Source organism: Variovorax sp. GW531-E2 (assembly GCF_059423125.1).
This window is the reverse complement of record NZ_JBWKXQ010000086.1, coordinates 1-21,143: the sequence shown is the minus strand read 5'-3', so window position 1 is coordinate 21,143 and position 21,143 is coordinate 1. Positions and strand designations below refer to the sequence as shown.

At 67.6% G+C, this 21,143-nt stretch carries 19 protein-coding genes and 1 rRNA gene; 12 read left to right on the top strand and 8 right to left on the bottom strand.

Features of this window, described 5'->3' with window-relative positions:
• The first annotated feature begins 192 nt into the window (after nucleotides 1-192).
• Nucleotides 193-305, top strand: a 5S ribosomal RNA gene (gene rrf / locus AC07XP_RS30290).
• A 130-nt stretch (nucleotides 306-435) separates the two neighbouring features.
• Here rrf and AC07XP_RS30285 read toward each other — a convergent pair.
• From AC07XP_RS30285 to hppD, 5 genes are all read right to left on the bottom strand, one after another.
• Nucleotides 436-1,383, bottom strand: coding sequence for an MBL fold metallo-hydrolase (locus AC07XP_RS30285; RefSeq protein ID WP_495266749.1), 948 nt, complete (start codon nucleotides 1,381-1,383; stop codon nucleotides 436-438).
• Complete coding sequence (locus AC07XP_RS30280; protein ID WP_495266748.1) at nucleotides 1,376-3,067, bottom strand: AMP-binding protein; 1,692 nt, start codon at nucleotides 3,065-3,067, stop codon at nucleotides 1,376-1,378. The genes AC07XP_RS30285 and AC07XP_RS30280 overlap by 8 nt, the downstream gene beginning before the upstream one ends.
• Nucleotides 3,068-3,195: 128 nt before the next feature.
• Entirely contained in the window at nucleotides 3,196-4,068 is an 873-nt protein-coding gene (phhA, locus tag AC07XP_RS30275; RefSeq protein ID WP_139701333.1) for a phenylalanine 4-monooxygenase, read from the bottom strand.
• A gap of 20 nt (nucleotides 4,069-4,088) precedes the next feature.
• On the bottom strand, nucleotides 4,089-4,901 hold the full coding sequence (locus AC07XP_RS30270) for a transporter substrate-binding domain-containing protein (protein ID WP_495266747.1): 813 nt from the start codon (nucleotides 4,899-4,901) through the stop codon (nucleotides 4,089-4,091).
• Between the two features lie 29 nt (nucleotides 4,902-4,930).
• The gene (gene hppD / locus AC07XP_RS30265; protein WP_095947890.1) at nucleotides 4,931-6,058 is read right to left on the bottom strand and encodes a 4-hydroxyphenylpyruvate dioxygenase; all 1,128 of its coding nucleotides are present in this window, start codon (nucleotides 6,056-6,058) and stop codon (nucleotides 4,931-4,933) included.
• 156 nt (nucleotides 6,059-6,214) lie between these two features.
• Between hppD and AC07XP_RS30260 the strand changes: the two genes are divergently transcribed.
• From AC07XP_RS30260 to AC07XP_RS30235, 6 genes are all read left to right on the top strand, one after another.
• Complete coding sequence (locus AC07XP_RS30260; RefSeq protein ID WP_062482247.1) at nucleotides 6,215-6,688, top strand: Lrp/AsnC family transcriptional regulator; 474 nt, start codon at nucleotides 6,215-6,217, stop codon at nucleotides 6,686-6,688.
• A 109-nt stretch (nucleotides 6,689-6,797) separates the two neighbouring features.
• Nucleotides 6,798-7,526 (top strand): GNAT family N-acetyltransferase, encoded by a 729-nt coding sequence (locus AC07XP_RS30255; RefSeq protein ID WP_062482250.1) that lies wholly within the window; start codon nucleotides 6,798-6,800, stop codon nucleotides 7,524-7,526.
• A 90-nt stretch (nucleotides 7,527-7,616) separates the two neighbouring features.
• Nucleotides 7,617-8,495, top strand: coding sequence for a CorC family transporter (locus AC07XP_RS30250; RefSeq protein ID WP_062482253.1), 879 nt, complete (start codon nucleotides 7,617-7,619; stop codon nucleotides 8,493-8,495).
• Nucleotides 8,495-10,123, top strand: coding sequence for an apolipoprotein N-acyltransferase (gene lnt, locus AC07XP_RS30245; RefSeq protein WP_495266746.1), 1,629 nt, complete (start codon nucleotides 8,495-8,497; stop codon nucleotides 10,121-10,123). Before AC07XP_RS30250 ends, lnt begins: the two co-directional genes overlap by 1 nt.
• 36 nt (nucleotides 10,124-10,159) lie before the next feature.
• The gene (gene chrA / locus AC07XP_RS30240) at nucleotides 10,160-11,410 is read left to right on the top strand and encodes a chromate efflux transporter (protein ID WP_495266745.1); all 1,251 of its coding nucleotides are present in this window, start codon (nucleotides 10,160-10,162) and stop codon (nucleotides 11,408-11,410) included.
• Nucleotides 11,411-11,521: 111 nt separating this feature from the next.
• A complete protein-coding gene (locus AC07XP_RS30235) occupies nucleotides 11,522-12,592 on the top strand; it encodes an asparaginase (protein WP_492687423.1) in 1,071 nt (356 codons plus the stop codon).
• Nucleotides 12,593-12,724: 132 nt separating this feature from the next.
• Here AC07XP_RS30235 and AC07XP_RS30230 read toward each other — a convergent pair whose 3' ends face one another.
• From AC07XP_RS30230 to AC07XP_RS30220, 3 genes are read right to left on the bottom strand one after another with little or no spacing between them, the layout of a single operon-like run.
• The gene (locus tag AC07XP_RS30230) at nucleotides 12,725-13,519 is read right to left on the bottom strand and encodes a phosphatase PAP2 family protein (RefSeq protein ID WP_495266744.1); all 795 of its coding nucleotides are present in this window, start codon (nucleotides 13,517-13,519) and stop codon (nucleotides 12,725-12,727) included.
• 53 nt (nucleotides 13,520-13,572) lie between these two features.
• Nucleotides 13,573-14,400, bottom strand: coding sequence for a metallophosphoesterase family protein (locus AC07XP_RS30225; RefSeq protein ID WP_495266743.1), 828 nt, complete (start codon nucleotides 14,398-14,400; stop codon nucleotides 13,573-13,575).
• Complete coding sequence (locus AC07XP_RS30220; protein WP_495263195.1) at nucleotides 14,397-15,365, bottom strand: diacylglycerol/lipid kinase family protein; 969 nt, start codon at nucleotides 15,363-15,365, stop codon at nucleotides 14,397-14,399. The genes AC07XP_RS30225 and AC07XP_RS30220 overlap by 4 nt, the downstream gene beginning before the upstream one ends.
• Before the next feature lie 227 nt (nucleotides 15,366-15,592).
• Between AC07XP_RS30220 and glyQ the strand changes: the two genes are divergently transcribed.
• From glyQ to AC07XP_RS30195, 5 genes are read left to right on the top strand one after another with little or no spacing between them, the layout of a single operon-like run.
• Entirely contained in the window at nucleotides 15,593-16,501 is a 909-nt protein-coding gene (glyQ, locus tag AC07XP_RS30215) for a glycine--tRNA ligase subunit alpha (protein WP_062481784.1), read from the top strand.
• Nucleotides 16,502-16,516: 15 nt separating this feature from the next.
• Nucleotides 16,517-18,652 (top strand): glycine--tRNA ligase subunit beta, encoded by a 2,136-nt coding sequence (gene glyS / locus AC07XP_RS30210; RefSeq protein WP_095947895.1) that lies wholly within the window; start codon nucleotides 16,517-16,519, stop codon nucleotides 18,650-18,652.
• Between the two features lie 37 nt (nucleotides 18,653-18,689).
• Nucleotides 18,690-19,268, top strand: coding sequence for a D-glycero-beta-D-manno-heptose 1,7-bisphosphate 7-phosphatase (gene gmhB / locus AC07XP_RS30205; RefSeq protein WP_070062939.1), 579 nt, complete (start codon nucleotides 18,690-18,692; stop codon nucleotides 19,266-19,268).
• Nucleotides 19,268-20,047, top strand: coding sequence for a lysophospholipid acyltransferase family protein (locus AC07XP_RS30200; protein WP_095947897.1), 780 nt, complete (start codon nucleotides 19,268-19,270; stop codon nucleotides 20,045-20,047). Before gmhB ends, AC07XP_RS30200 begins: the two co-directional genes overlap by 1 nt.
• Before the next feature lie 51 nt (nucleotides 20,048-20,098).
• The gene (locus tag AC07XP_RS30195; RefSeq protein ID WP_495266742.1) at nucleotides 20,099-21,046 is read left to right on the top strand and encodes a M48 family metallopeptidase; all 948 of its coding nucleotides are present in this window, start codon (nucleotides 20,099-20,101) and stop codon (nucleotides 21,044-21,046) included.
• Nucleotides 21,047-21,143 lie beyond the last annotated feature (97 nt).

Here is a 21,143-nt window from a genome sequence, read left to right as displayed (position 1 = left end):
CAGGTGTGGAAGCGCAGTAATGCGTTAAGCTAACTGATACTAATTGCTCGTGCGGCTTGACCCTATAACTTTGATCAATCTGATCAAGGTGTTATGCCAAGTTGACGCATTCAAAATAATTCGCCAAAAGCTGATTCCAAACTCTATGAATTCGTTTGATTGATCGTGTGATCAATCGGACAACCCTTTATGCCTGATGACCATAGCGAGTTGGTACCACTCCTTCCCATCCCGAACAGGACAGTGAAACGACTCAGCGCCGATGATAGTGCGGGTTCCCGTGTGAAAGTAGGTCATCGTCAGGCTCTTACAGCCCAGAAAACCCCAGTCAGCAATGACTGGGGTTTTTTGCTTTGCGCGAAGCAAAGATCAAATGGATAAAAAGCGCCAACTCGAAAGAGAGGGCGCTTTTTTATTGGAGCAAACAAGCACCAATCAGCTATTACGGACCCCTGATGCATCGGATTGCGCCGCGCCAACTGCAATCAGCTCTGCAAGCAGCTCTCCCGTCAGAGCTTCCAGCGTCTCATCGGCAAAAAATCGAGCTCGGATCAGCTCGAAATAGGGCGTTCCAGAAAGCCACGCGTCCCACTCAGCGTACGGCACCGCATGCAGCTCCAGAAGCTTGAACTTCATCAGCACCTTCATCGCGTGACGCGCGTGCTTCACAGGGTCTCGCTGCAAGCCAGCTAAACGCTTGCGCGCCGTCTGCAAAGCTCGGTCGACATCGCCAAAGACTCCTCCATGCCCCGGGATCACCTGCCGAGGCGACAACTTCTCGATTAAATCGAGTGTTGCCGCAATGTCACCGAACGAGGGCTCGCCCATCAGCTCCGGAAATGCGATGCCAAACCCGTTCTCCCAAAGCGCATCCGCTGAAATCAGGGTCCGCGACACCGGGTCGAACAAGATCGCAGAGTGCGGATCGTGACCTGGAGCCCCATGCACTTGCCACGTGTTGCCTCCCAGCGGGCATTCAGTACCTGGCTCGAGCAACCCGGTGAAGCCAAAACGCGGGCAACTCTGCCCCGTCGCAAGAAAACTCAGGCCCTGTGCATCCCATCGCTCGACCAGCGCCGCCTCTCCAGGCGGAATGTCCGTCCGCAACGACGGGTAGCGCTGCTGCAACGCCGCGTTCCCCCCGCAGTGGTCGCTGTGTAGATGCGTGTTCAGCACCCGATCAAGCGGACGTTCGCCCAATACCGACTCGACCAGCGCCAGCGTCTGATCGGCATGCGTGGCATAGCCGGTGTCGACCAGCGCCGTTTCCTCGGCTCCGACGAAGAGGATGTTGTTCGAAGACAGCCAGCCCCGCTCGAACACGACGACATTCGCCGGCAGCCCGGCGCTGGCTTCCCCTTGGTGCCCCACGCGCTCAGGCACTGGCGCTGGTGCGCAGCTCGCGCCGCAGGATCTTCCCCACGTTGGTCTTGGGCAGCGACTCGCGGAACTCGATGTGCTTCGGCCGCTTGTAGCCGGTGAGCTGTCCGTTGCAGTACTGGAGCACGGCGTCTTCCGTCAGCGTCGGGTCCTTGCGGACCACGAAGACCTTGATGGCTTCGCCCTGCTTCTCGTCCGGCACGCCCACGGCCGCGCATTCGACGACGCCAGGGCACAGCGAGATCACGTTCTCCAGCTCGTTGGGGAACACGTTGAAACCGCTCACGAGGATCATGTCCTTCTTGCGGTCGACGATCCGGCTGTAGCCGTCTTCCTGCATCACCGCGATGTCGCCGGTGCGCATGAAGCCGTCGGCCGTGAAGGCCGCCGCCGTTTCGGCGGGCTGGTTGTAGTAGCCGGTCATCACGTTCGGGCCCTTGATGCACAGCTCACCTGCCTGGCCGATTGGCAGCGATTGGCCTTCATCGTCCTTGATCGCGATCTCAATGCTCGGCAACGGCAGGCCGATGGTGCCCGTGAACTTCGTGTTCGACACCGGGTTGTTGGTGCCGATCGCGCAGGTCTCGCTCATGCCCCAGCCTTCGATCATCGGGCAGCCGGTAGCTTCGAACCACTTGCGCGCCGTGCCTTCGGAGGCGGCCATGCCGCCGGCCTGCGACACGAACAGCGTCGAGAAGTCGACCGTCTTGAATTCCGGGTGCATCAGCAGCGCGTTGAACAAGGTGTTCACCGCCGGCAGCATGTGGAAGGGCCGCTTCTTCAGCACCGCGACGAACTTGTTGAAGTCGCGCGGGTTCGGAATCAGCGTCATGTGCGAGCCCTGGCGGATCACCAGCAGGCACAGGGTCAGCGCGAAGATGTGATATAGCGGCAGCGCGGCGATGCTGTTGACCTTCGCCAGGTCGCCGGCCCGCGCCAGCGCGGGCGTGAACCAGGCCTCGGCCTGCAGCGTGGCGGCCACGATGTTGCGGTGGGTCAGCACCGCACCCTTCGACAGGCCGGTGGTGCCGCCTGTGTACTGCAGGAAGGCGATCGAATCGAGCGTGCTCTGGTCGGGCCCGAGCGTGCGCCCGCGGCCTTCGGCAAGCGCCTGTTTGAGCGGCGTGACCGTGCGGCCGTCGCTCAGCGGCAGCTTGTAGGGCGGCACCATCTTGGCCAGGTGGCGCACGGCGACTGTGATCCACGTGCCGTACAGCCCGCCGAGCAGGTCGCCCATCGCGGTCATCACCACGTGCTTGACGGGCGTGCGCTCGATCACCTGTTCGAGCGTGGCGGCAAAGTTCTCGAGGATGACGATGGCGGTGGCGCCGGAGTCCTTGAGCTGGTGCTCCAGCTCGCGCGCCGTGTACAGCGGATTGACGTTGACGCAGGTGTAGCCCGCGCGCAGCACGGCGCACATCGTGACCGCGAACTGCGGCACGTTGGGCAGCATGATCGCCACCCGCGCACCGGGCGCGAGGCCCTGCGATTGCAGCCAGGCGCCCATCGCCTTCGAGAGCGTGTCGAGCTCGCCGTACGACATCCAGCGCTCCATGCAGACCGAGAACGGACGGTCCTTGTAGCGGCCGAAGGCCTCGTCGAACATGTGAGGCAGGGAGCGGTACTGCTCCGGATGAATCTCGTGCGGCACGCCGGCCGGGTAGTTCTGTCGCGCGGATGTCTGCATGCAAGCTCCTTTGGCGCGGATTGTGGGAGCCAATGCCTCCCACCCGCCAGCGGGCTTGTCCTAGGGGCGCATACCCGGTGTCGCGCAGGCGATAGCCGCCGTGCGCGCGGGAGTCACACAGATGCCGATCAGGCGTTGCCGGATTCGCCCGGCAGCAGCACGCCGGCCGGAATGTCGGGCTGCACCTCGAGCGCGCGGTACAGCGGCGTGAAGTCGGGTGCCGTGAGATCAAAGAGCTGTGCGAAGTTCTCGATCACGAAGTAGTTGGCCTGGTAGGTGTCGATCTTGTATTGCGTGCGCATGGTGCGCAGCAGGTCGAGCGGCAGGCGGTGCGGCTCGGGGCTGCGCACCGCGTGCTGCAGTTCGCCGACTGAGCTCAGGATGCCGGCGCCGTAGGCGCGCAGGCCCTCGGGCTGGCGGATCAGGCCGAACTCGACCGTGTACCAATACAGCCGCGCCAGCTTCTCGCCGGCGCCCAACTCGTGCGCCTTGATGCCGCCCTGGCCGTAGCGCTGCACGTAGTCGGCGAAGGTCGGGTCGAACAGCATCGGCACGTGGCCGAACAGGTCGTGGAACACGTCGGGCTCGACGATGTAGTCGAACTCTTCGGGCTTGCGGATCCAGTCGGTCACCGGGAACTTGCGGTTCGCCAGCAGCGTGAAGAAAGGCAACTCGGGAATCAGCCCCGGCACCGCGACGATCTCCCAGCCGGTGGCGCGGTGCAGGCGCTCGTTGAGTTCCTCGAAGCGCGGGATGCGGTCCTTCACGCCGAGCAGAGGCAGCGCCTTGATGAAGGCATCGCAGGCCAGGCCCGTCAGCTGCGCGGCCTGGCGTTCGTACAGCCGCTTGTAGGTGTCGTGGTCGGCCGCCGTGTAGCTGGCCCAGTCCTGCGGGCAGGTGTAGTCGGCTTGCACCGAACCGCCGCGCGAGTAGTCGCCACGCGGCGGGCGATCAGATGCGCCATAGACGGCGGGAGTGACAACGGCGGCAGGGGAATCCATGGGGCGTTCGGTTTCTCGGGTTATTTGAGCCAGCGGTCCATCACGCGCTGGAAGTCGCCGCCGGCTTGCTGCAGGTGCAGCCATTGGTCGACATACGATTTGAAAGCCACGTCGTCGCGCGGCAGCATCCAGGCCATCTCGCCGTACTGCAGCGGCTTGTCGGGGTTCACCGCGCACAGCCCGGGCTTGAGCTTCTGCTGCGTGATGGCCTCGGCCGATTCGGTGACGAACACATCGGCGCGGTTGGCCAGGATCTCGTCGAAGATCGTGACGTTCTCGCCATGCAGCGTGAGCTTGGCCTGCTTGAAGTTGGTGCGGGCGAAGCGTTCGTTGCTGCCGCCCGGGTTGAAGATCACGCGGGTCGACGGCTGGTCGATGGCCGCCACGCTCTGGTACTTGGCCACGTCGGCGCAGCGCGCGATGGGCGTCTTGCCGTTGACCATGTACGGCGCGCTGAAGAAGGCGCGCTTCTGGCGGTCGGTGGTCACCGACACGCCGCCCACGGCGATGTCGCATTTGCCCGCGGCCAGGTCGGGCAGCAGGTTGGCCCACGTCGTCTTGACCCATTCGGGCTTGGCGCCGAGGCTGGCGCTGAAGCCGGTCATCAGGTCGACGTCGATGCCTTCGAACGAGGCGTCGGCCTTCTGGAAGCTGAAGGGCCGGTAGTCGCCCGGCGTGCAGATGCGCAGCACCGCCGCCTTCTGCACCGTGTCCAGGTGCGAGGCGCCCGCGCCGGCCGCGGTCGGCGCCGAGGCGCAGCCCGAGAGCACGACAGCAGCGGCAACTGCCGCGACGAAGGAAGTGACGACAGTCGAAGAAGACGCGTGGCGCATGCCGGGCTCCAGGGCAGTGGTGAAGCGCCTTATTTTGCGGCGCTCAGCACGCCACGGCGCATCTGGTCGAGCTCGATGCTCTCGAACAGCGCCTTGAAGTTGCCGTTGCCGAAGCCGTCGTCGCCCTTGCGCTGGATGAACTCGAAGAAGATCGGGCCCAGCTGGTTCTCGCTGAAGATCTGCAGCAGCAGCGCGTCCTTCTTGCCGTCGATCAGGATCTTGCGGCTCTTCAGCTCGGCCACGCTTTCGCCGTGGCCGGGAATGCGCTTGTCGATCAGCTCGTAGTACGTGTCGATGGTGTCCAGCAGCGTCACGCCGTTGGCGCGCAGCGCGTCGACGCTCTCGTACAGGTCGTCCGAGCCCATGGCGATGTGCTGGATGCCCTCGCCCTTGTACATGTCCAGGTACTCCTGGATCTGGCCGGCCTGTTCCTTGCCCTCTTCGTTGATCGGGATGCGGATCTTGCCGCAGGGGCTGGTCATGGCCTTGCTCTTCACGCCCGTCACCTGGCCTTCGATGTCGAAGTACTTCACTTCGCGGAAGTTGAAGAGCTTCTCGTAGAAATTGGCCCACACGTCCATGCGGCCGCGGTACACGTTGTGCGTCAGGTGGTCGATGTAGGTCAGGCCGTTGCCCTTGCGCGCCAGCGCGTCCTGCGACGACACGCCCGGCAGCGCCTCGAAGTCCACGTCGTAGAAGCCGATGTTGCCGATGTCGCCCGGCTGCGCGCCGTTCTTGCCCGGCCAGCGGTCCACCAGGTAGATCAGGCTGTCGCCGATGCCCTTGATGGCGGGGATGTTCAGCTCGCCCGGGCCGGCCTTGTCGGCGAAGCCCCAGGCGCCCAGCGCGGTGGCGCGCTCGTAGGCCTGCTTGGCGTCCTGCACGCGGAAGGCGATGGCGCACACGCTCGGGCCGTGCTCGCGCGCGAAACGCTGCGCGAACGAATCGGGCTCGGCGTTCAGGATGAAGTTGATCGTGCCCTGGCGGTACAGCAGCACGTTCTTGTGGCGGTGCTTGGCGATGGCCACGAAGCCCATGCGCTCGAACACCTTGCCCATCGCGACCGGATCGGGGGCCGCGTACTCGATGAATTCGAAGCCGTCGGTGCCCATCGGGTTCTCCCAGGGCGTGAAGGCGGGGGCGTCGGCGTGGCTCATGGGTGCTGTCTCCGGAAAGTGGGGAAGTTGTGCAGAAAGGAAAACAAAAGCCCGGATCCGGGCCGTGCTGCACTGTAGGGCGGAAGGCATTCAGGTTTTCTGCGTTTCTGGGCGCCCTGGGTGGCCATGACGCAGTAAAACTGCAAAAATGAAGAAATGGAAGCACTCGACAAGATAGATCGGCTCATTTTGCGCATGCTGCAAGCAGACGGCCGCGCCACCTACGACCAGATCGCGGAGCAGGTCAGCCTGTCGCCCAGCGCCGTGCTGCGGCGGGTCAAGCGGCTCGAAGAGCACAAGGTCATCGACCGCTACGTGGCGCTGGTCCAGCCCGAGGCGGTCGGCCTGGGCCTCACGGCCTACCTGAACGTGCGGCTCGAAAAGCACACCGAAACCCACAAGCGCAACCCCATGGACCTGTTCCGCGCCAGCGTGCAGACCTGGCCCGAGGTGGTCGAGTGCGCGGCCCTCACCGGCGACATGGACTACCTGCTGCGCGTGGTGGTGGCCGACATGGCGCACTACAGCCGCTTCATCATGGACACCCTGCTGAAGCACCCCAGCGTCGAAGACTGCAAGACCAGCTTCGTGCTCGATCGTGTCAAAGCCACAACATCTGTGCCCGTTTAACCACAAATTGGTTGCGTAAACACCACGGACTCTGGTATCGAGTCACGAATGCGTCCAGAAAGTGTCCTTGCAGGCTTGGTGATTAAGGGAAAACCCTTACATTGGAGCCATGCTTACCGCCAAGACCCTCCTCAAAGCGTCTCTCGGCCTCGGCTCTTTCCTGAAGGCGCCGATGGTTGAGGCGCAACCGCGCGCCGTCAGCGCGCCCCCACCCGTCATGGTGCCGATCCGCTCGATCGGCCCGCGCGAACGCGAACGCATCGCGCGCCACCTGCTGGACCTGACGCCGCACGACCGCTACCTGCGCTTCGGCTATGCCGCGGCCGACGAGCAGGTCCTGCGTTATGTCGAAGGCCTGGACTTCGACCGTGACGAACTGTTCGGCATCTACAACCGCCGCCTCGACCTGATCGCGATGGCGCATGTGGCCTACGCACCCGGCGACCAGCACAGCGACTGCGCTGAATTCGGCGTGTCCGTGTCGTCGCACGCCCGCGGCCGCGGCTATGGCGCGCGCCTGTTCGAGCGCGCCGTGGTCGCCGCGCGCAACGAAGGCGTGGGCATGCTCTTCATCCATGCGCTGAGCGAAAACGCCGCCATGCTCAAGATCGCCCGCAACGCCGGTGCCACCGTGGTGCGCAGCGGCTCCGAGTCGGAAGCCCACCTGCAGCTGCCCACCGCCACCTTCGACAGCCGCATGAGCGAGATCGCGCTGGAGCACTACGCCGCCGTCGATTTCGCGCTCAAGAGCCGCGCCAAGCAGTTCTGGGCCTTCCTGGCGAGCCTGCAGGAAGTGCGCAGCGGCATGCGCGACGCAAGAAGCAAATCGGCCCCCTGAGCGGGCAGGGCCGGCCTATGCCGGCCGGACGGTAGAGCCTGTCATGCGCAATCCGTTATCCTTGTCTCTCTTCAACTCCGCCCTCCCGCAGTGGCCGACCCTCACCCTGAACGCGCTCCCGTTGAACGGGAAGACAAGCGTGGCTTTCTCCAGAAGCTCGCCGAATTCATCCACCCCGGCCCCGATTCGCGCGACGAGCTGATCGAAACCCTCGCCGATGCCGAGGACAACGAGGTGATCGGCGCCGAATCGCGCGTGATGCTCGAAGGCGTGCTGCGCATGGCCGACATGACGGCCGGTGACGTGATGGTCGCGGCGCCGCGCATGGACCTCGTGAACATCGACGCGCCCTTCGACGCGCTGCTGCACGCCGTGATCCAGACCGCGCACTCGCGCTTTCCGGTCTACGAGGGCGAAAAAGAAAACATCATCGGCATCCTGCTCGCGAAAGACCTGCTCAAGCTGCAGCGCGCGCCGGGCCTGAACATCCGCGCCTTGCTGCGCCCGGCCACCTTCGTGCCCGAGAGCAAGGGCCTGAACGACCTGCTGCGCGAGTTCCGCGGCAACCGCAACCACCTGGCCATCGTCATCGACGAGTTCGGCCGCGTGGCCGGCCTCATCACCATCGAGGACGTGCTCGAGCAGATCGTCGGCGAGATCGAAGACGAGTTCGACATCGCCGAAGACGAGGGCGACATCTTCGGCCTGGCCGACCACACCTACCGCGTCTCGGGCGACACGCCCATCGAGCGCGTGGCCGAGGCCTTCGGCATCGTCTTCAACGAAGAACAGCTGAGCGAAGACTTCGACACCATCGGCGGACTCATCGCGCACGAGATGGGCCACGTGCCCAAGCGCGGCGAGCACCACGCCATCGGCGGCTTCGACTTCGTCGTGCTGCACACCAAGGGCGGCGCGGTGCGCTGGTTCCGGGTGTCGCCGGCGCGCGGCGGCGACGCGGCCGACTGATGCCGGCGCCCGCAGCAGCGGCCCCGGCCCGCGTCTCGCCCACCTCTCCCCCTTCTTCTGCCGCCTCCGGGCTGCTGCGCCTGCTCGGCTTCGGCCTGGCGGGCGTGGCGCAGGCCCTGTCCATCGCCTGGCCGGGCGACGGCCGTCCGCTGTGGTGGCTGCAGTTGCTGTCGCTGGCCGGGCTGGTCTGGCTGCTCGACGGCCTGCGCGCCCAAGGCGCGGGCTGGCGCCGCGCCGGCCTGCACGGCTGGGTGTTCGCGACCGCCTGGCTCACCGGCAGCTTCTGGTGGCTCTTCATCTCGATGCACACCTACGGCGGGCTGCCGGCGCCGCTGGCGGTGATCGCCGTGCTCGCGCTGGCTGCGGCGCTCGGGCTCTACTACGCCGTGGCCTGCGCCTGGTTCGTGGTGCGCGGGCCGACGGGGCGCGTCGCCGGTGCCTTCGTGTTCGCGGCGCTGTGGACGCTGGCCGAGCTCGTGCGCGGCAGCTGGTTCACCGGCTTTCCCTGGGGCGCGGGCGGCTATGCCCATGTCGACGGCCCGTTGGCCGCGCTGGCGCCGTGGGGCGGCGTGTACGGCATCGGCGCTGCGGCGGCATTGGCCGTGGCGCTGGTCGCGCGGCGCCTGTCGCTGCGCGGCGTGGCGCCGACGGCGCTGGCCGGGGTGCTGCTCGCCGTGGTCTTCGTGCTGCCGAACCTTGTCTCGCCGCTGCCTGCCGATGCGCGCGGCGCGCAGGGCACTGCCGGCACGCTGCAGGTCGCGCTGCTGCAGGGCAACATTCCGCAGGACGAGAAATTCATTCCGGGCGGCGGCATCGAAACCGCCTTGCGCTGGTACGCCGAACAGCTGCGCGACGCCAAGGCCCAGCTCGTGGTCACGCCCGAAACGGCGCTGCCGTTGCTGCCGCGCCAGCTGCCCGCCGGCTACCTCGACAGCATCCAGGAACGCTACGGCCAGCCGGGCTCGCAGCAGGCCGCCATCGTCGGCCTGCCGCTCGGCGACGGGCCGGGCACCTACCGCAACGCCGTGCTCGGCTTCATGCCCGGCGGCGCGGCGCAGCCCTACGCCTACAGCAAGCACCACCTCGTGCCCTTCGGCGAATTCATTCCGCCGGGCTTTCGCTGGTTCATCCGCATGATGAGCATCCCGCTGGGCGACTTCGAGCGCGGCGGCCTCGCGCAGGCGCCCTTCGTCTGGCAGGGCCAGCGCATCGCGCCCAACATCTGCTACGAAGATTTGTTCGGCGACGAGATCGGCGCGAACTTCCGCGACGAGGCCACGGCACCGACCGTCCTGCTCAACGTCAGCAACATCGCCTGGTTCGGCGACTCGGTCGCCATCGACCAGCACCTGGCCATCTCGCGCATGCGTGCGCTCGAGTTCGCGCGGCCGATGGTGCGGTCCACCAACACCGGCGCCACCGTGGTGATCGACGCCGCGGGCCGCGTCACGCACCAGCTGCCGCGTCTCACGCGCGGCGTGCTCGAAGCGCCGGTCGAGGGCCGGCGCGGGCTCACGCCTTTCGCGCGCTGGGTCGCGCCCTTCGGTCTGTGGCCGCTGTGGATCGCGGCGCTGGCGATCGTTGCGCTGGCCGCGGTCTTCTTCCGGCCCGGACGCACCCAATGCTGAGGCGCACCGGCGGATGCGCATTCGACGTCATCGCCCATGAAGCACCACCACCACTCCAAACATGCCGCCCCACCACCGGCCGCTGACGGCACGGGCGCCTCGCCTGTCAGGGGCTCGGTGCTCGAAGTCTTTCTCGCTTTCCTGAAGCTCGGCCTGACCTCTTTCGGCGGTCCGGTGGCGCACCTGGGCTACTTCCGCACGGAGTTTGTGGAGCGCCGCAAGTGGCTCGACGACAAGCGCTATTCCGACCTCGTGGCGCTGTGCCAGTTCCTGCCCGGACCCGCGAGCAGCCAGGTCGGTATCGCGCTGGGGCTCGGCCGCGCGGGGTGGGGCGGGGCGCTGGCGGCGTGGCTCGGGTTCACGCTGCCGTCCGCCGTGGCGCTCATCCTCTTTGCAGCCGGCGTCACGCACTGGGCGGGTCTGGCCCAATCGGGCGCGGTGCACGGGCTGAAGGTCGTCGCGGTGGCCGTCGTGGCGCAGGCGGTGTGGGGCATGGCGAAGTCGCTGTGCCCCGACCGGTTGCGTGCCGGCGTGGCCATCGTTGCGGCGCTGCTGGTGCTCGCGGTGCCTTCGGCCATGGGGCAGATCGCCGCCATCGTCGCCGGGGCCGTCGTCGGCCGCTGGGCGCTGCCGCCCGGCCACCTTCCCGCCGCGCAGCACCGCGACCACGGCGTGAGCAAGGCGACGGGCGCCGCGCTGCTGGGCCTGTTCGCCGTCCTGCTCGTCGCACTGCCGATGCTGGCTGCGGCGACACAGTGGCAGCCGCTGTCCGTCATCGCTTCCTTCTATCAATCGGGCGCGCTGGTGTTCGGTGGCGGGCACGTCGTGCTGCCCCTGCTGCAGGCTAGTGTGGTGCCCCCGGGCCTCGTTTCGAACGACGTGTTCCTGGCCGGCTACGGCGCAGCCCAGGCCGTGCCGGGGCCCCTGTTCACCTTCGCGGCCTTCCTCGGCGCCGCGATGCCGGGGCCGTTCGGCGGATGGGTGGGTGGCTTGGCGCTGCTGCTGGCCATCTTCCTGCCGGCCTTCCTGCTGGTGGTGGGTGCGCTGCCGTTCTGGGAGACGCTGCGCCAGCGCGACGGTGTCCAGCGCGCGATGGCGGGCGTCAACGCGGCGGTCGTCGGCGTGCTGCTCGCCGCGCTCTACGACCCGGTGTGGACGAGCGCCATCCACTCGAAGGCCGATTTCGGGCTGGCGCTGGCGGCGTTCGGGCTGCTGGTCTACGCGCGCCTGTCGCCGGTGTGGGTCGTCGGGCTGGCGGCGGTGGCGGGCTGGCTGCTGGCCCTCTAAGGCCGGCGCATGACCGCATGCCATGCCGGCATGCAGCGGCATGGCATGCGGGCATGGTTCATGTATCTTCCTCGCCGCCTCGAGAAATCATCCTCAAACCAAGGAGCCCGTATGTACTTTTCTACCCATTTCCGTGCCTTTGCGGCCGGTGCCGCACTGCTCGCGGCCAGCGCGCTCGCGCAGGCCCAGCAGGCGCTGCCCAACGTGGTGATCCTGGCGACCGGCGGCACCATCGCCGGTGCCGGCGCGTCGGCCGTCAACAGCGCCACCTACGCGGCCGCCAAGGTCGGCGTCGAGAAGCTGATCGCCGGCCTGCCCGAGCTTTCCAAGGTCGCCAATGTGCGCGGCGAGCAGGTGTTCCAGGTCGCATCGGAAAGCCTCACCAACGACAACCTGATGACGCTGGCCAAGCGCGTTTCGGCGCTGTCCAAGCAGTCGGACGTGGACGGCATCGTCATCACCCACGGCACCGACACGCTGGAAGAAACCGCCTACTTCCTGACGCTGACCGTGCACACCAACAAGCCGATCGTGGTGGTCGGTTCGATGCGCCCGGGCACGGCCCTGTCGGCCGACGGCGCGCTCAACCTGTACGACGCCGTGAACGTGGCGGGCAGCAAGGACGCGATGGGCAAGGGCGTGCTGGTGACGATGGGCGACAACATCGACACCGGCCGCGACGTGAGCAAGAACGTCAACATCAAGACCAGCGCGTTCTCCAGCCAGTGGGGTCCGCTGGGCATGATCGTCGAGGGCAAGAACTACTGGTTCCGCGCGCCGGTCAAGCGCCACACCACGAACTCGGAGTTCAACATCGACACCATCACCGCGCTGCCGCCGGTCGAGATCGCGATGGGCTACGAAGGCGTGTCCTCGGTGGCCATCGACGCGATCGCCAAGAGCGGCGCCAAGGCGCTGATCCACGGCGGCACGGGCAATGGCTCGGTGGCCGACCGGATCGTGCCGAACCTGCAGAAGGCACGCACCGACGGCGTGATCGTCATCCGCAGCTCGCGCGTGCCCGACGGCTTCGTGATCCGCAATGCCGAGCAGCCCGACGACAAGTACGACTGGGTGGTGGCGCACGACCTGCGCCCGCAGAAGGCGCGCATCCTGGCGATGGTGGCTCTCACGAAGACCAACAACACCAAAGAGCTTCAGCGCATCTTCTGGGAGTATTGATCTCCCCCAGGCTTGCTCGCTTCGCGTAGCCGCCCACCCCCTTCCGGGGGCAACACCGACGGACCGGCACAGCCGGATCCGTGGTGTTTCTGGAAGACCCGCCGAGGCTGCGCCCGGCGGGTTTTTTCGTTCTTAACGCTGCGCGCGTTGGCGGCGATGTCTTGCGTATTCCAGGCTGCTCACGCACACCAGCAGCCAGCCCAGGCCGGTCAGCAGGCCGGCCGCGACATCGCTCGCGAAGTGCACCTGAAGGAAGATCCGGCTGCAGGCGATGGTGACGATGGCTGCCGCCGCGGCCATGGCGGCCGGCACATGCCAGCGCGCCGGCAGCAGCCGCAGCGCCAGGTACAGCAGCATCCCGTAGCTCACGATCGCGCCCGCGCTGTGGCCGCTGGGAAAGCTGAAGCTCGTCTCCAGCGCCAGCCCGTGGTCATGCACCGGTCGGGCCCGCGCAAAGATGTGCTTGAGCGCAGGGTTCAGCACCACGATGCCGCCGAGCGCGGTCACCCAGCCGAGCGCCAGCCCGCGGTGCGCGTTGCGCCACAGCAGCAGCGCGACCAGTCCGCACACGGGCGCGAGCAGTTGCGCGTCGCCCAGGTGCGTGAGCCAGCTGAAGCTCACCAGCGCGCCCCACGGCACGTGGGCGGCGATGGCGTCGGCCAGCGCCTGGTCGGCGCGGCCCATGGTGCGGCCGTCGCCCAGGTGCGAGGCGATCCACGCGACCAGCACCGCCGCCGCAAGGATCAGCACGAAACCCAGCCCCAGGCCGAGCGCCAGGCGCGATTCGTCAGGCTCGCCGGTGTCGGGCAGCGGATGGCGCCGTTGCAGCATCCGGCAGGCGAGGCCGGCGCCGAGCACCGAGACGGTCAGCGCGAGCGCGAACCAGGCCAGGGCGTGTTCGCCCAGCTGTTGTGCGAGAAGAACCAAGGGGGCTGAAGAAGAAAGAAGAAGGGTGTCCGCAGGAGGCATGCGGCGCAACCCTAAGGGGCCGTCGCGCGGCTGGCAAGCGGAAGCCGCAATAGGTCGACGCGCGTGAAGGCTTTGTCTGCCGCCGAATGGTCCCAGCGCTCGACCACGCACACGCGCTGCGCGCCGTCGCCGGACGCTTCCGCGCGCAGCACGTTCACCGAATTCGGCGCGTCCCAGCGCACGCGCATCGACACGGCGGTGCCGGCCTGCACCGCCCAGGCCGTGGGCGGGCAGCCCGGAAAACGCTCGTCCAGCGGGCGCACGAAAGGCAGGTGGATGTGGCCGCCGACGATCAGGTCGGCGCCCGCCGCCGTCCAGCGCGCCACCGCCGCCTCGCGCCCGTGCAGTCGGTTCTGCCGGTCTTCGGGCCGCGTCACCAGCACCGGCTGGTGCGTCACGACTACGCGCACCTGCCGGGGCGAAGCCTGCGCCAGCCGCGCCGCGACGCGCTCGACCTGCGCGGGCGACACCTCGCCGTCCTCGTGCCGGTACCAGCGCGTCGTGTTGACCGTGACCACCAGCCAGTCGTCGCAGGCGAACACCGGCTCCAGGTCAGTGCCGAAGGCCTCTGTGTAGCGGCCATAGGGCGAGAAGACGCGCGCCGCCAGCTGGAACAGCGGGATGTCGTGGTTGCCCGGAATCGCCACCACCGGCGCCGCCAGCCGCTCGGCAAAGGCGCGCGCCGCTGCGAACTGGCGGCGCGTGGCGCGCTGCGTGATGTCGCCCGACAGCAGCACCGCCTGCGGCGCCAGCGCGTGCGCCAGGCGTTCGAGCGCCTGCAGCACCTCGGGCTGCTCGGTGCCGAAGTGCGGGTCGGACACTTGCAGCAGGCAGCTCATGGCCGTGCCGCCTCCAGCTCGGGCGCGCTGTCGGGCCGCACCAGCCACAGCGGGTCGGGCGCCACGCGGAACAGCAGGGGCATGTCGACCCAGTCGATCTCGCCGTCGGTGGCGATCTTCACGCGGCGCGGCGTGCGCAGCCGGCCGGCCTTCACCGTCATCGACTCGAAGGGAAAGCTCAGCACCTCGTCGGCGTCGCCCAGCCGCCCGAGCGCACCGCGCACCAGCAGCCCCGGCATCGCCAGCAGGCCGACCGGCTTGAGCGCCACCGCAGTCAGCCGGCCCTGCTCGGGCGCCTCGGCGTGGTCGACGCCCGCCTGCATCAGCTGCAACGGGTTGTTGCCCACGAACAGCGTAGGCGTGCGGATGTCGCGCTCGTGGCCGTGCGAGGCGATGCGCAGTTGCCAGTGGCGATGGCGCCCGCGCAGCACCGTCAGCAGGCCCGAGTAGAAGGCGATCCACCGGTGGCGGCCGAAGCGTGCCTTGTGGCTCTCGCGCTCTTCCAGCAGGTCGGCATACAGGCCCATGCTGGCATTCACCAGGAACACGCGGTCGTTCACCAGCCCCACCTGCACCGCCCGGGGCTGCTGCGCCAGCAGCACCTGCAGCGCCTGCGCCGTGTCGCGCGGAATGCCGTGGGTGCGGCTGAAATAGTTGAAGGTGCCCTGCGGCAGCACGCCGAAGGGGCAGCCGCTGCCCAGCGTGGCCTGGGCCACGGCGTTGATGGTGCCGTCGCCGCCCGCGGCCACCACCACGCCGCCCACGGCCCGGGCCCGTTCGACCGCTTCGCGCGCCAGCGCCTGCACGCGGCCGGGGCCGTCCACGAGGAACACGCGGTGCCGGCGGCCGTCCGCGGCAAAGGCGTCGTCGATGACCTGCCGGGCCTGCGCGGCGTCTTCGCTGCCGGAGCCGGCGTTGAGCACGATGAAAAACGGGGTGTCGGGGCCGATGTGGGGCGATGCCATGCAGTGAGAGAGGGGGAAAGCGCAGGAAAGTGCCGAAAGCGGCGGGAAACGCAAAAAAGCGTGCGGGGCCGGGCTTTGTCCCACAGCCGCACGGGCTGTCGCGGCAGCCGGCATCCCGAGCGGCTGTGGGAGAGATGCCCTCCCGCGAACGTAAAATCGTCGCCTTTCGCGGCGTGTGCCGCGCCACCGTCCCGTCCAATGTCCGGCCCCCGACGCCGGCCAGCTTCATGTTGACCTTCCAGCAAATCATTCTCAAACTGCAGTCGTACTGGGCCGACAAGGGCTGTGCGCTGCTGCAACCGTACGACATGGAAGTGGGCGCGGGCACCTCGCACACCGCCACCTTCCTGCGCGCGCTCGGCCCCGAGCCCTGGAAGGCCGCCTACGTGCAGCCCAGCCGCCGCCCCAAGGACGGCCGCTACGGCGAGAACCCCAACCGCCTGCAGCACTACTACCAGTACCAGGTCGTGCTCAAGCCCGCGCCCAGCAACATCCTCGAGCTCTACCTCGGCAGCCTCGAGGCCCTGGGCTTCGACCTGAAGAAGAACGACATCCGCTTCGTCGAAGACGACTGGGAGAACCCCACGCTCGGCGCCTGGGGCCTGGGCTGGGAGGTCTGGCTCAACGGCATGGAAGTGACGCAGTTCACCTACTTCCAGCAGGTCGGCGGCATCGACTGCAAGCCCATCACCGGCGAGATCACCTACGGTCTGGAACGCCTGGCCATGTACCTGCAGGGCGTGGACAACGTCTACAACCTGACCTGGACCGACGGCCTGAGCTACGGCGACGTCTACAAGCAGAACGAGGTCGAGCAGTCGACCTACAACTTCGAGCACAGCGACGCCGAGTTCCTCTTCACCGCCTTTGCCGCGCACGAGAAGCAGGCCAAGCACCTCATGACCGAGCAGCTCGCGCTGCCGGCCTACGAGCAGGTGCTGAAGGCTGCGCACAGCTTCAACCTGCTGGACGCGCGCGGCGCGATCAGCGTGACCGAGCGCGCGGCCTACATCGGCCGCATCCGCAACCTCGCGCGCAGCGTGGCGCAGAGCTACTACGACAGCCGCGAGCGCCTGGGCTTCCCGATGGCCCCGCGCGAATGGGTCGCGCAGATGCCCCCGAAGAAAGCCGCCTGAGCGATGACGACCCCCATGAACAACAAGAACTCCCTGCTGGTTGAACTGTTTGTCGAAGAGCTGCCGCCCAAGGCGCTGAAGAAGCTCGGCGAGGCTTTCGCGGGCGTGCTGCGCGACCAGCTCGTGGCCCAAGGCCTGGCCGAAGCCGGCTCGGTGCTCACGCCCTACGCTTCGCCGCGCCGCCTGGCCGCCCACCTCACGCACGTGGCCGAGCGCGCCGCCGACAAGGCCGTGTCGCAAAAGCTCATGCCCGTGGCCGTGGGGCTCGACGCTTCGGGCCAGCCCACGCCCGCGCTGCTCAAGCGCCTGGCCGCCCTCGGCGCCGATGCCTCGGCTGTGCCGGGCCTCAAGCGCGCCATGGACGGCAAGGCCGAAGCCCTGTTCTACGAAAGCACCGCCAAGGGCGCCACGCTGGCCGAAGGCCTGCAGAAGGCCCTGGCCGAAGCCATCGCCAAGCTGCCGATCCCCAAGGTCATGAGCTACCAGCTCGAAAGCGGCTGCGAGCTGCCCGGCTGGAGCAGCGTGAGCTTCGTGCGCCCCGCGCACGGCCTGGTGGCGCTGCATGCCGACACCGTGGTGCCCATCGAGGCGCTGGGCCTGAAGGCCGGCCGCGAGACGCACGGCCACCGCTTCGAAGCGGCGGTCGACCCCGTGGTGCTGCGCGATGCCAACAGCTACGCCCTGCAGCTGCAGGACGACGGCGCCGTCATCGCGAGCTTTGAAGCGCGCCGCGCCGAAATCGCACGCCAGCTCGCGGCCGCCGCCGTGACGGTGGGTGGCGGCTCGGTGCCGATCCACGACGACGCGCTGCTCGACGAAGTCACGGCGCTGGTCGAACGCCCCAACGTGCTGGTCTGCAGCTTCGAGCGCGAGTTCCTCGAAGTGCCGCAGGAGTGCCTCATCCTCACGATGAAGGCCAACCAGAAGTACTTCCCGCTGCTCGACGCGCAAGCCAAGCTCACCAACAAGTTCCTCGTCGTGAGCAATATCAGCCCCGACGACGCGAGCGCCGTGACCGGCGGCAACGAGCGCGTGGTGCGCCCGCGCCTGGCCGACGCCAAGTTCTTCTTCGACCAGGACCGCAAGAAATCGCTGGCCTCGCGCGTCGAGTCGCTGGGCAAGGTGGTCTATCACAACAAGCTCGGCACGCAGGGCGAACGCGTGCAGCGCGTGATGCACATCGCGCGCGGCATTGCCGAAAAACTCGGCGACGCCACGCTGGCTGCGCAGGCGACCCAGGCCGCCCAATTGGCCAAGGCCGACCTCGTGACCGACATGGTCGGCGAGTTCCCCGAGCTGCAGGGCACGATGGGCCGCTACTACGCGCTGCACGACGGCCTCGACGCCGCCGTGGCCGACGCCATCGAAGACCACTACAAGCCACGCTTCGCCGGCGACGAGCTGCCGCGCAACAGCGTGGGCCTCGTGGTCGCGCTGGCCGACAAGCTTGAGACGCTGGTCGGCATGTTCGGCATCGGCAACCTGCCCACCGGCGACCGCGACCCGTTCGCGCTGCGCCGCCACGCGCTGGGCGTGATCCGCATGCTGATCGAGAAAGACCTCGCGCTGGGGCTCGACGCCCTGCTGCAGGACGCCGCCGCGCAGTTCAGCGCCATCGACGGCTTCGACAGCAGCAAGGCCACCGTCGAGCTGCGCGACTTCATCCTCGACCGCCTCGCCGGCAGCCTGCGCGAGCAGGGCGCCAGCGCCCAGGAAGTCGACGCCGTGCTGGCCCCGCTGCCGCAGCGCCTGGGCGAAGTGCCCAAGCTGCTGGCGGCCGTGCGCGCCTTCGCCGCACTGCCCGCCGCCGCCGCGCTGGCCGCCGCCAACAAGCGCATCGGCAACATCCTGAAGAAGGCACCCGAGGCCGACGCGCATGTCAGCGAACTGCTGCTGCAGGAGCCCGCCGAGAAGGCGCTGCACGCCGCCATGGCGCAGGTCGTGCCCGCCGCCAACGCCCAGTTCGACGCGGGCGACTACACCGGCTCGCTGCAGACGCTGGCCGCGCTGCGCGAACCGGTCGATGCGTTCTTCACCGACGTGATGGTCAATGCCGAGCAGGCCGACCTGCGGCTGAACCGCCTGGGCCTGCTGATGTCGCTGCACAGCGCGATGAACCGCGTGGCGCAGCTCGAGCGGCTGGCTGTCTGACCCCGTGCCCCATCCCTCCACCAGGAGCGGTTCCGCCATGAAGCTCGTCATCCTCGACCGCAACGGCACGATCAACGTGCACCGCGAAGATTTCGTCAAGAGCGACATCGAGTGGACGCCGCTGCCCGGTGCGCTCGAGGCCGTGGCGCGCCTGAACCATGCGGGCTGGCACGTGGTGGTGGCGTCGAACCAGTCGGGCCTGGGCCGCGGGCTGTTCGACATGGCCTCGCTCAACGCCATGCACGCCAAGATGCACAAGATGCTCGCGGCCGTGGGCGGCAAGGTGGATGCGGTGTTCTATTGCCCGCACAGCCCCGACGAAGGCTGCGACTGCCGCAAGCCCAAGGAAGGGCTGTTCCTTCAGATCGGCGACCGCTTCGGCATCGACCTGAAGGGCGTGCCCACCGCGGGCGATAGCCTGCGTGACCTGCAGGCCGGCGCTGCGGCCGGCTGCGAACCGCACTTGCTGCTCACGGGCATGGGCGCGGCGTGCCGCGGGGTTCACCCGCTGCCTCCCGAATATCCGGCGGACACGAGGGTGCATGAAGACCTCGCCGCCTTTGTCGACTTTTTGCTCGCGCGCGAAGCGCGGGCTGCACTGCAGGTGGCTGTCTGATGGCGTTTCTTCGTTCCGTTCTCCACGCCCTGTGGATGCTTGTCACCGTGGTGCCCTGGGGCATCATCATGTGCGTCAGCTCGCTCTGGAAGCGCGGCATTCCGCTGTACTGGATGGCCGAGCAATGGCTCAGCTGGGCCATCGGTGGCGCGCGCGTGCTGCTGGGCATCAAGACCCGCGTGACCGGCATGGAAAACCTGCCGACCGACCAACTCGCCGGCGCGGTGCTGCTGGTGAAGCACCAGTCCACGCTCGAGACTTTCCTCATGCCCACGCTGATGCCGCATCCGCTGGCCTTCGTTTTCAAGAAGGAACTGATCTACGTGCCGTTCTTCGGCTGGGCGATGGCGCGGCTGGACATGATCCACATCGACCGGAGCCAGCGCGCGCAGGCGTTCAACAAGGTGGTGAACCAGGGCCGCAAGCTGCTCGCGCAGGGCATCTGGATCATCATGTTCCCCGAAGGCACGCGCATTCCGCGTGGCCAGAAGGGCACCTACAAGAGCGGCGGCACGCGCCTGGCCTGCGAGACCGGCGTGCCCGTGATCCCGATCGCCGTCACCTCGGCCAAGGTCTGGCCGCGCAAGGCCTTCATCAAGCGCCCCGGCGTGGTCGACGTGTCGATCGGCCCGGCGATCTCGAGCGTGGGCCGCAAGCCCGACGAGCTGATGCGCGAAGTCGAAGCCTGGATCGAGGCCGAGATGCGCCGCCTCGACCCCGAGGCTTACAGCGACACCCCGGCGCAGCCGCAGCAGACGTTGCCGCGCGAAGCGGGCTGACGCGCCACCCTCAGACCCGGGCCCGACATGCGGGGAATGTTGCAGTTCACGATGGACCTCTTCGAGGGGCTGGGGAGCACGCCGGCGCCTGCTGCTGCGCCGCCGCGGCGGCCGCGGAAGAAGGCGCCTGCGCCTGTGCCACCTGCTGCTCCTGTGCCGGTGGTGGCTGTCACGCCTTCACCTGTCGGACCTGTTGATCCGCGTCCTGCGGTGCCGTTGGCTGACACGCTGACGCTGGCGAACTTCACGCATCCGCAAGCGACGCGTGAAGTGGTGTTGGGGGCGGCGCGGGTGGCCTACGAGTTCAAGCGGGGGCAGCGCAAGACGATCGGTTTTCTGGTTGGTGCCGAAGGACTGTCGGTGCGGGCGCCGCGGTGGGTCACGTTGCGCGATGTCGATGCGGCGGTGCGTGAGAAGGCCGACTGGATTCTGCGCAAGCTGGCGGAGACGCAGCAGCGCAATGCGCGGGTCGAGGCGACGCGGATTGCCTGGGAGGACGGGGCGGAGTTTCCTTTTCTGGGGGAGCCTGTGGTGATTCGACTGGATCCGAAGCACGGGTTTGCCAGTGTGGGCGGGACGCTCGATCCTGCTGTGGAAGGCGGTGGGCCACGCACTTTGCGGTTGGCTGTGGCGCAGAACGCGGCGCCCTCGCAGATTCGGGATGCGGCGCAGGCCTGGTTGATGCGGCAGGCTCGCAAGCTGTTCATCGAACGGCTGGATCACTTTGCGCCGCTGCTGGGGGTGTCATGGCAGAAGCTGTCGCTCTCCAATGCGGCTACGCGGTGGGGGAGTGCGAGTGCGGATGGGTCGATTCGACTGAACTGGCGGTTGATTCACTTTCGCTTGCCGGTGATCGACTACGTTGTTGCGCATGAGTTGGCGCATCTGCGGGTGATGGATCACTCGCATCGGTTTTGGGAAACCGTTGAAAGTGTTGTGCCTGACTATGGGGTGCTTAGGCAGCAGTTGAAGGATGAGGCTGTGCCTCGGTGGGGCTAGGGGGTTCTTTTGCTTCCCGAGGCCGGGAGTTCCGCCCGGCGGCGGACTTACTTTCTTTTGCTTCGCCAAAAGAAAGTAAGCAAAGAAAAGGCGACCC

Bases quoted from the DNA above. Each gene is read 5' to 3' on its own strand.
- AC07XP_RS30280 (WP_495266748.1), bottom strand. From the start codon at position 3,067: ATGCAGACATCCGCGCGACAGAACTACCCGGCCGGCGTGCCGCACGAG.
- phhA (WP_139701333.1), bottom strand. From the start codon at position 4,068: ATGGATTCCCCTGCCGCCGTTGTCACTCCCGCCGTCTATGGCGCATCT.
- AC07XP_RS30270 (WP_495266747.1), bottom strand. From the start codon at position 4,901: ATGCGCCACGCGTCTTCTTCGACTGTCGTCACTTCCTTCGTCGCGGCA.
- hppD (WP_095947890.1), bottom strand. From the start codon at position 6,058: ATGAGCCACGCCGACGCCCCCGCCTTCACGCCCTGGGAGAACCCGATG.
- AC07XP_RS30260 (WP_062482247.1), top strand. From the start codon at position 6,215: ATGGAAGCACTCGACAAGATAGATCGGCTCATTTTGCGCATGCTGCAA.
- AC07XP_RS30255 (WP_062482250.1), top strand. From the start codon at position 6,798: ATGCTTACCGCCAAGACCCTCCTCAAAGCGTCTCTCGGCCTCGGCTCT.
- lnt (WP_495266746.1), top strand. From the start codon at position 8,495: ATGCCGGCGCCCGCAGCAGCGGCCCCGGCCCGCGTCTCGCCCACCTCT.
- chrA (WP_495266745.1), top strand. From the start codon at position 10,160: ATGAAGCACCACCACCACTCCAAACATGCCGCCCCACCACCGGCCGCT.
- AC07XP_RS30235 (WP_492687423.1), top strand. From the start codon at position 11,522: ATGTACTTTTCTACCCATTTCCGTGCCTTTGCGGCCGGTGCCGCACTG.
- AC07XP_RS30225 (WP_495266743.1), bottom strand. From the start codon at position 14,400: ATGAGCTGCCTGCTGCAAGTGTCCGACCCGCACTTCGGCACCGAGCAG.
- AC07XP_RS30220 (WP_495263195.1), bottom strand. From the start codon at position 15,365: ATGGCATCGCCCCACATCGGCCCCGACACCCCGTTTTTCATCGTGCTC.
- glyQ (WP_062481784.1), top strand. From the start codon at position 15,593: ATGTTGACCTTCCAGCAAATCATTCTCAAACTGCAGTCGTACTGGGCC.
- glyS (WP_095947895.1), top strand. From the start codon at position 16,517: ATGAACAACAAGAACTCCCTGCTGGTTGAACTGTTTGTCGAAGAGCTG.
- gmhB (WP_070062939.1), top strand. From the start codon at position 18,690: ATGAAGCTCGTCATCCTCGACCGCAACGGCACGATCAACGTGCACCGC.
- AC07XP_RS30200 (WP_095947897.1), top strand. From the start codon at position 19,268: ATGGCGTTTCTTCGTTCCGTTCTCCACGCCCTGTGGATGCTTGTCACC.
- AC07XP_RS30195 (WP_495266742.1), top strand. From the start codon at position 20,099: ATGGACCTCTTCGAGGGGCTGGGGAGCACGCCGGCGCCTGCTGCTGCG.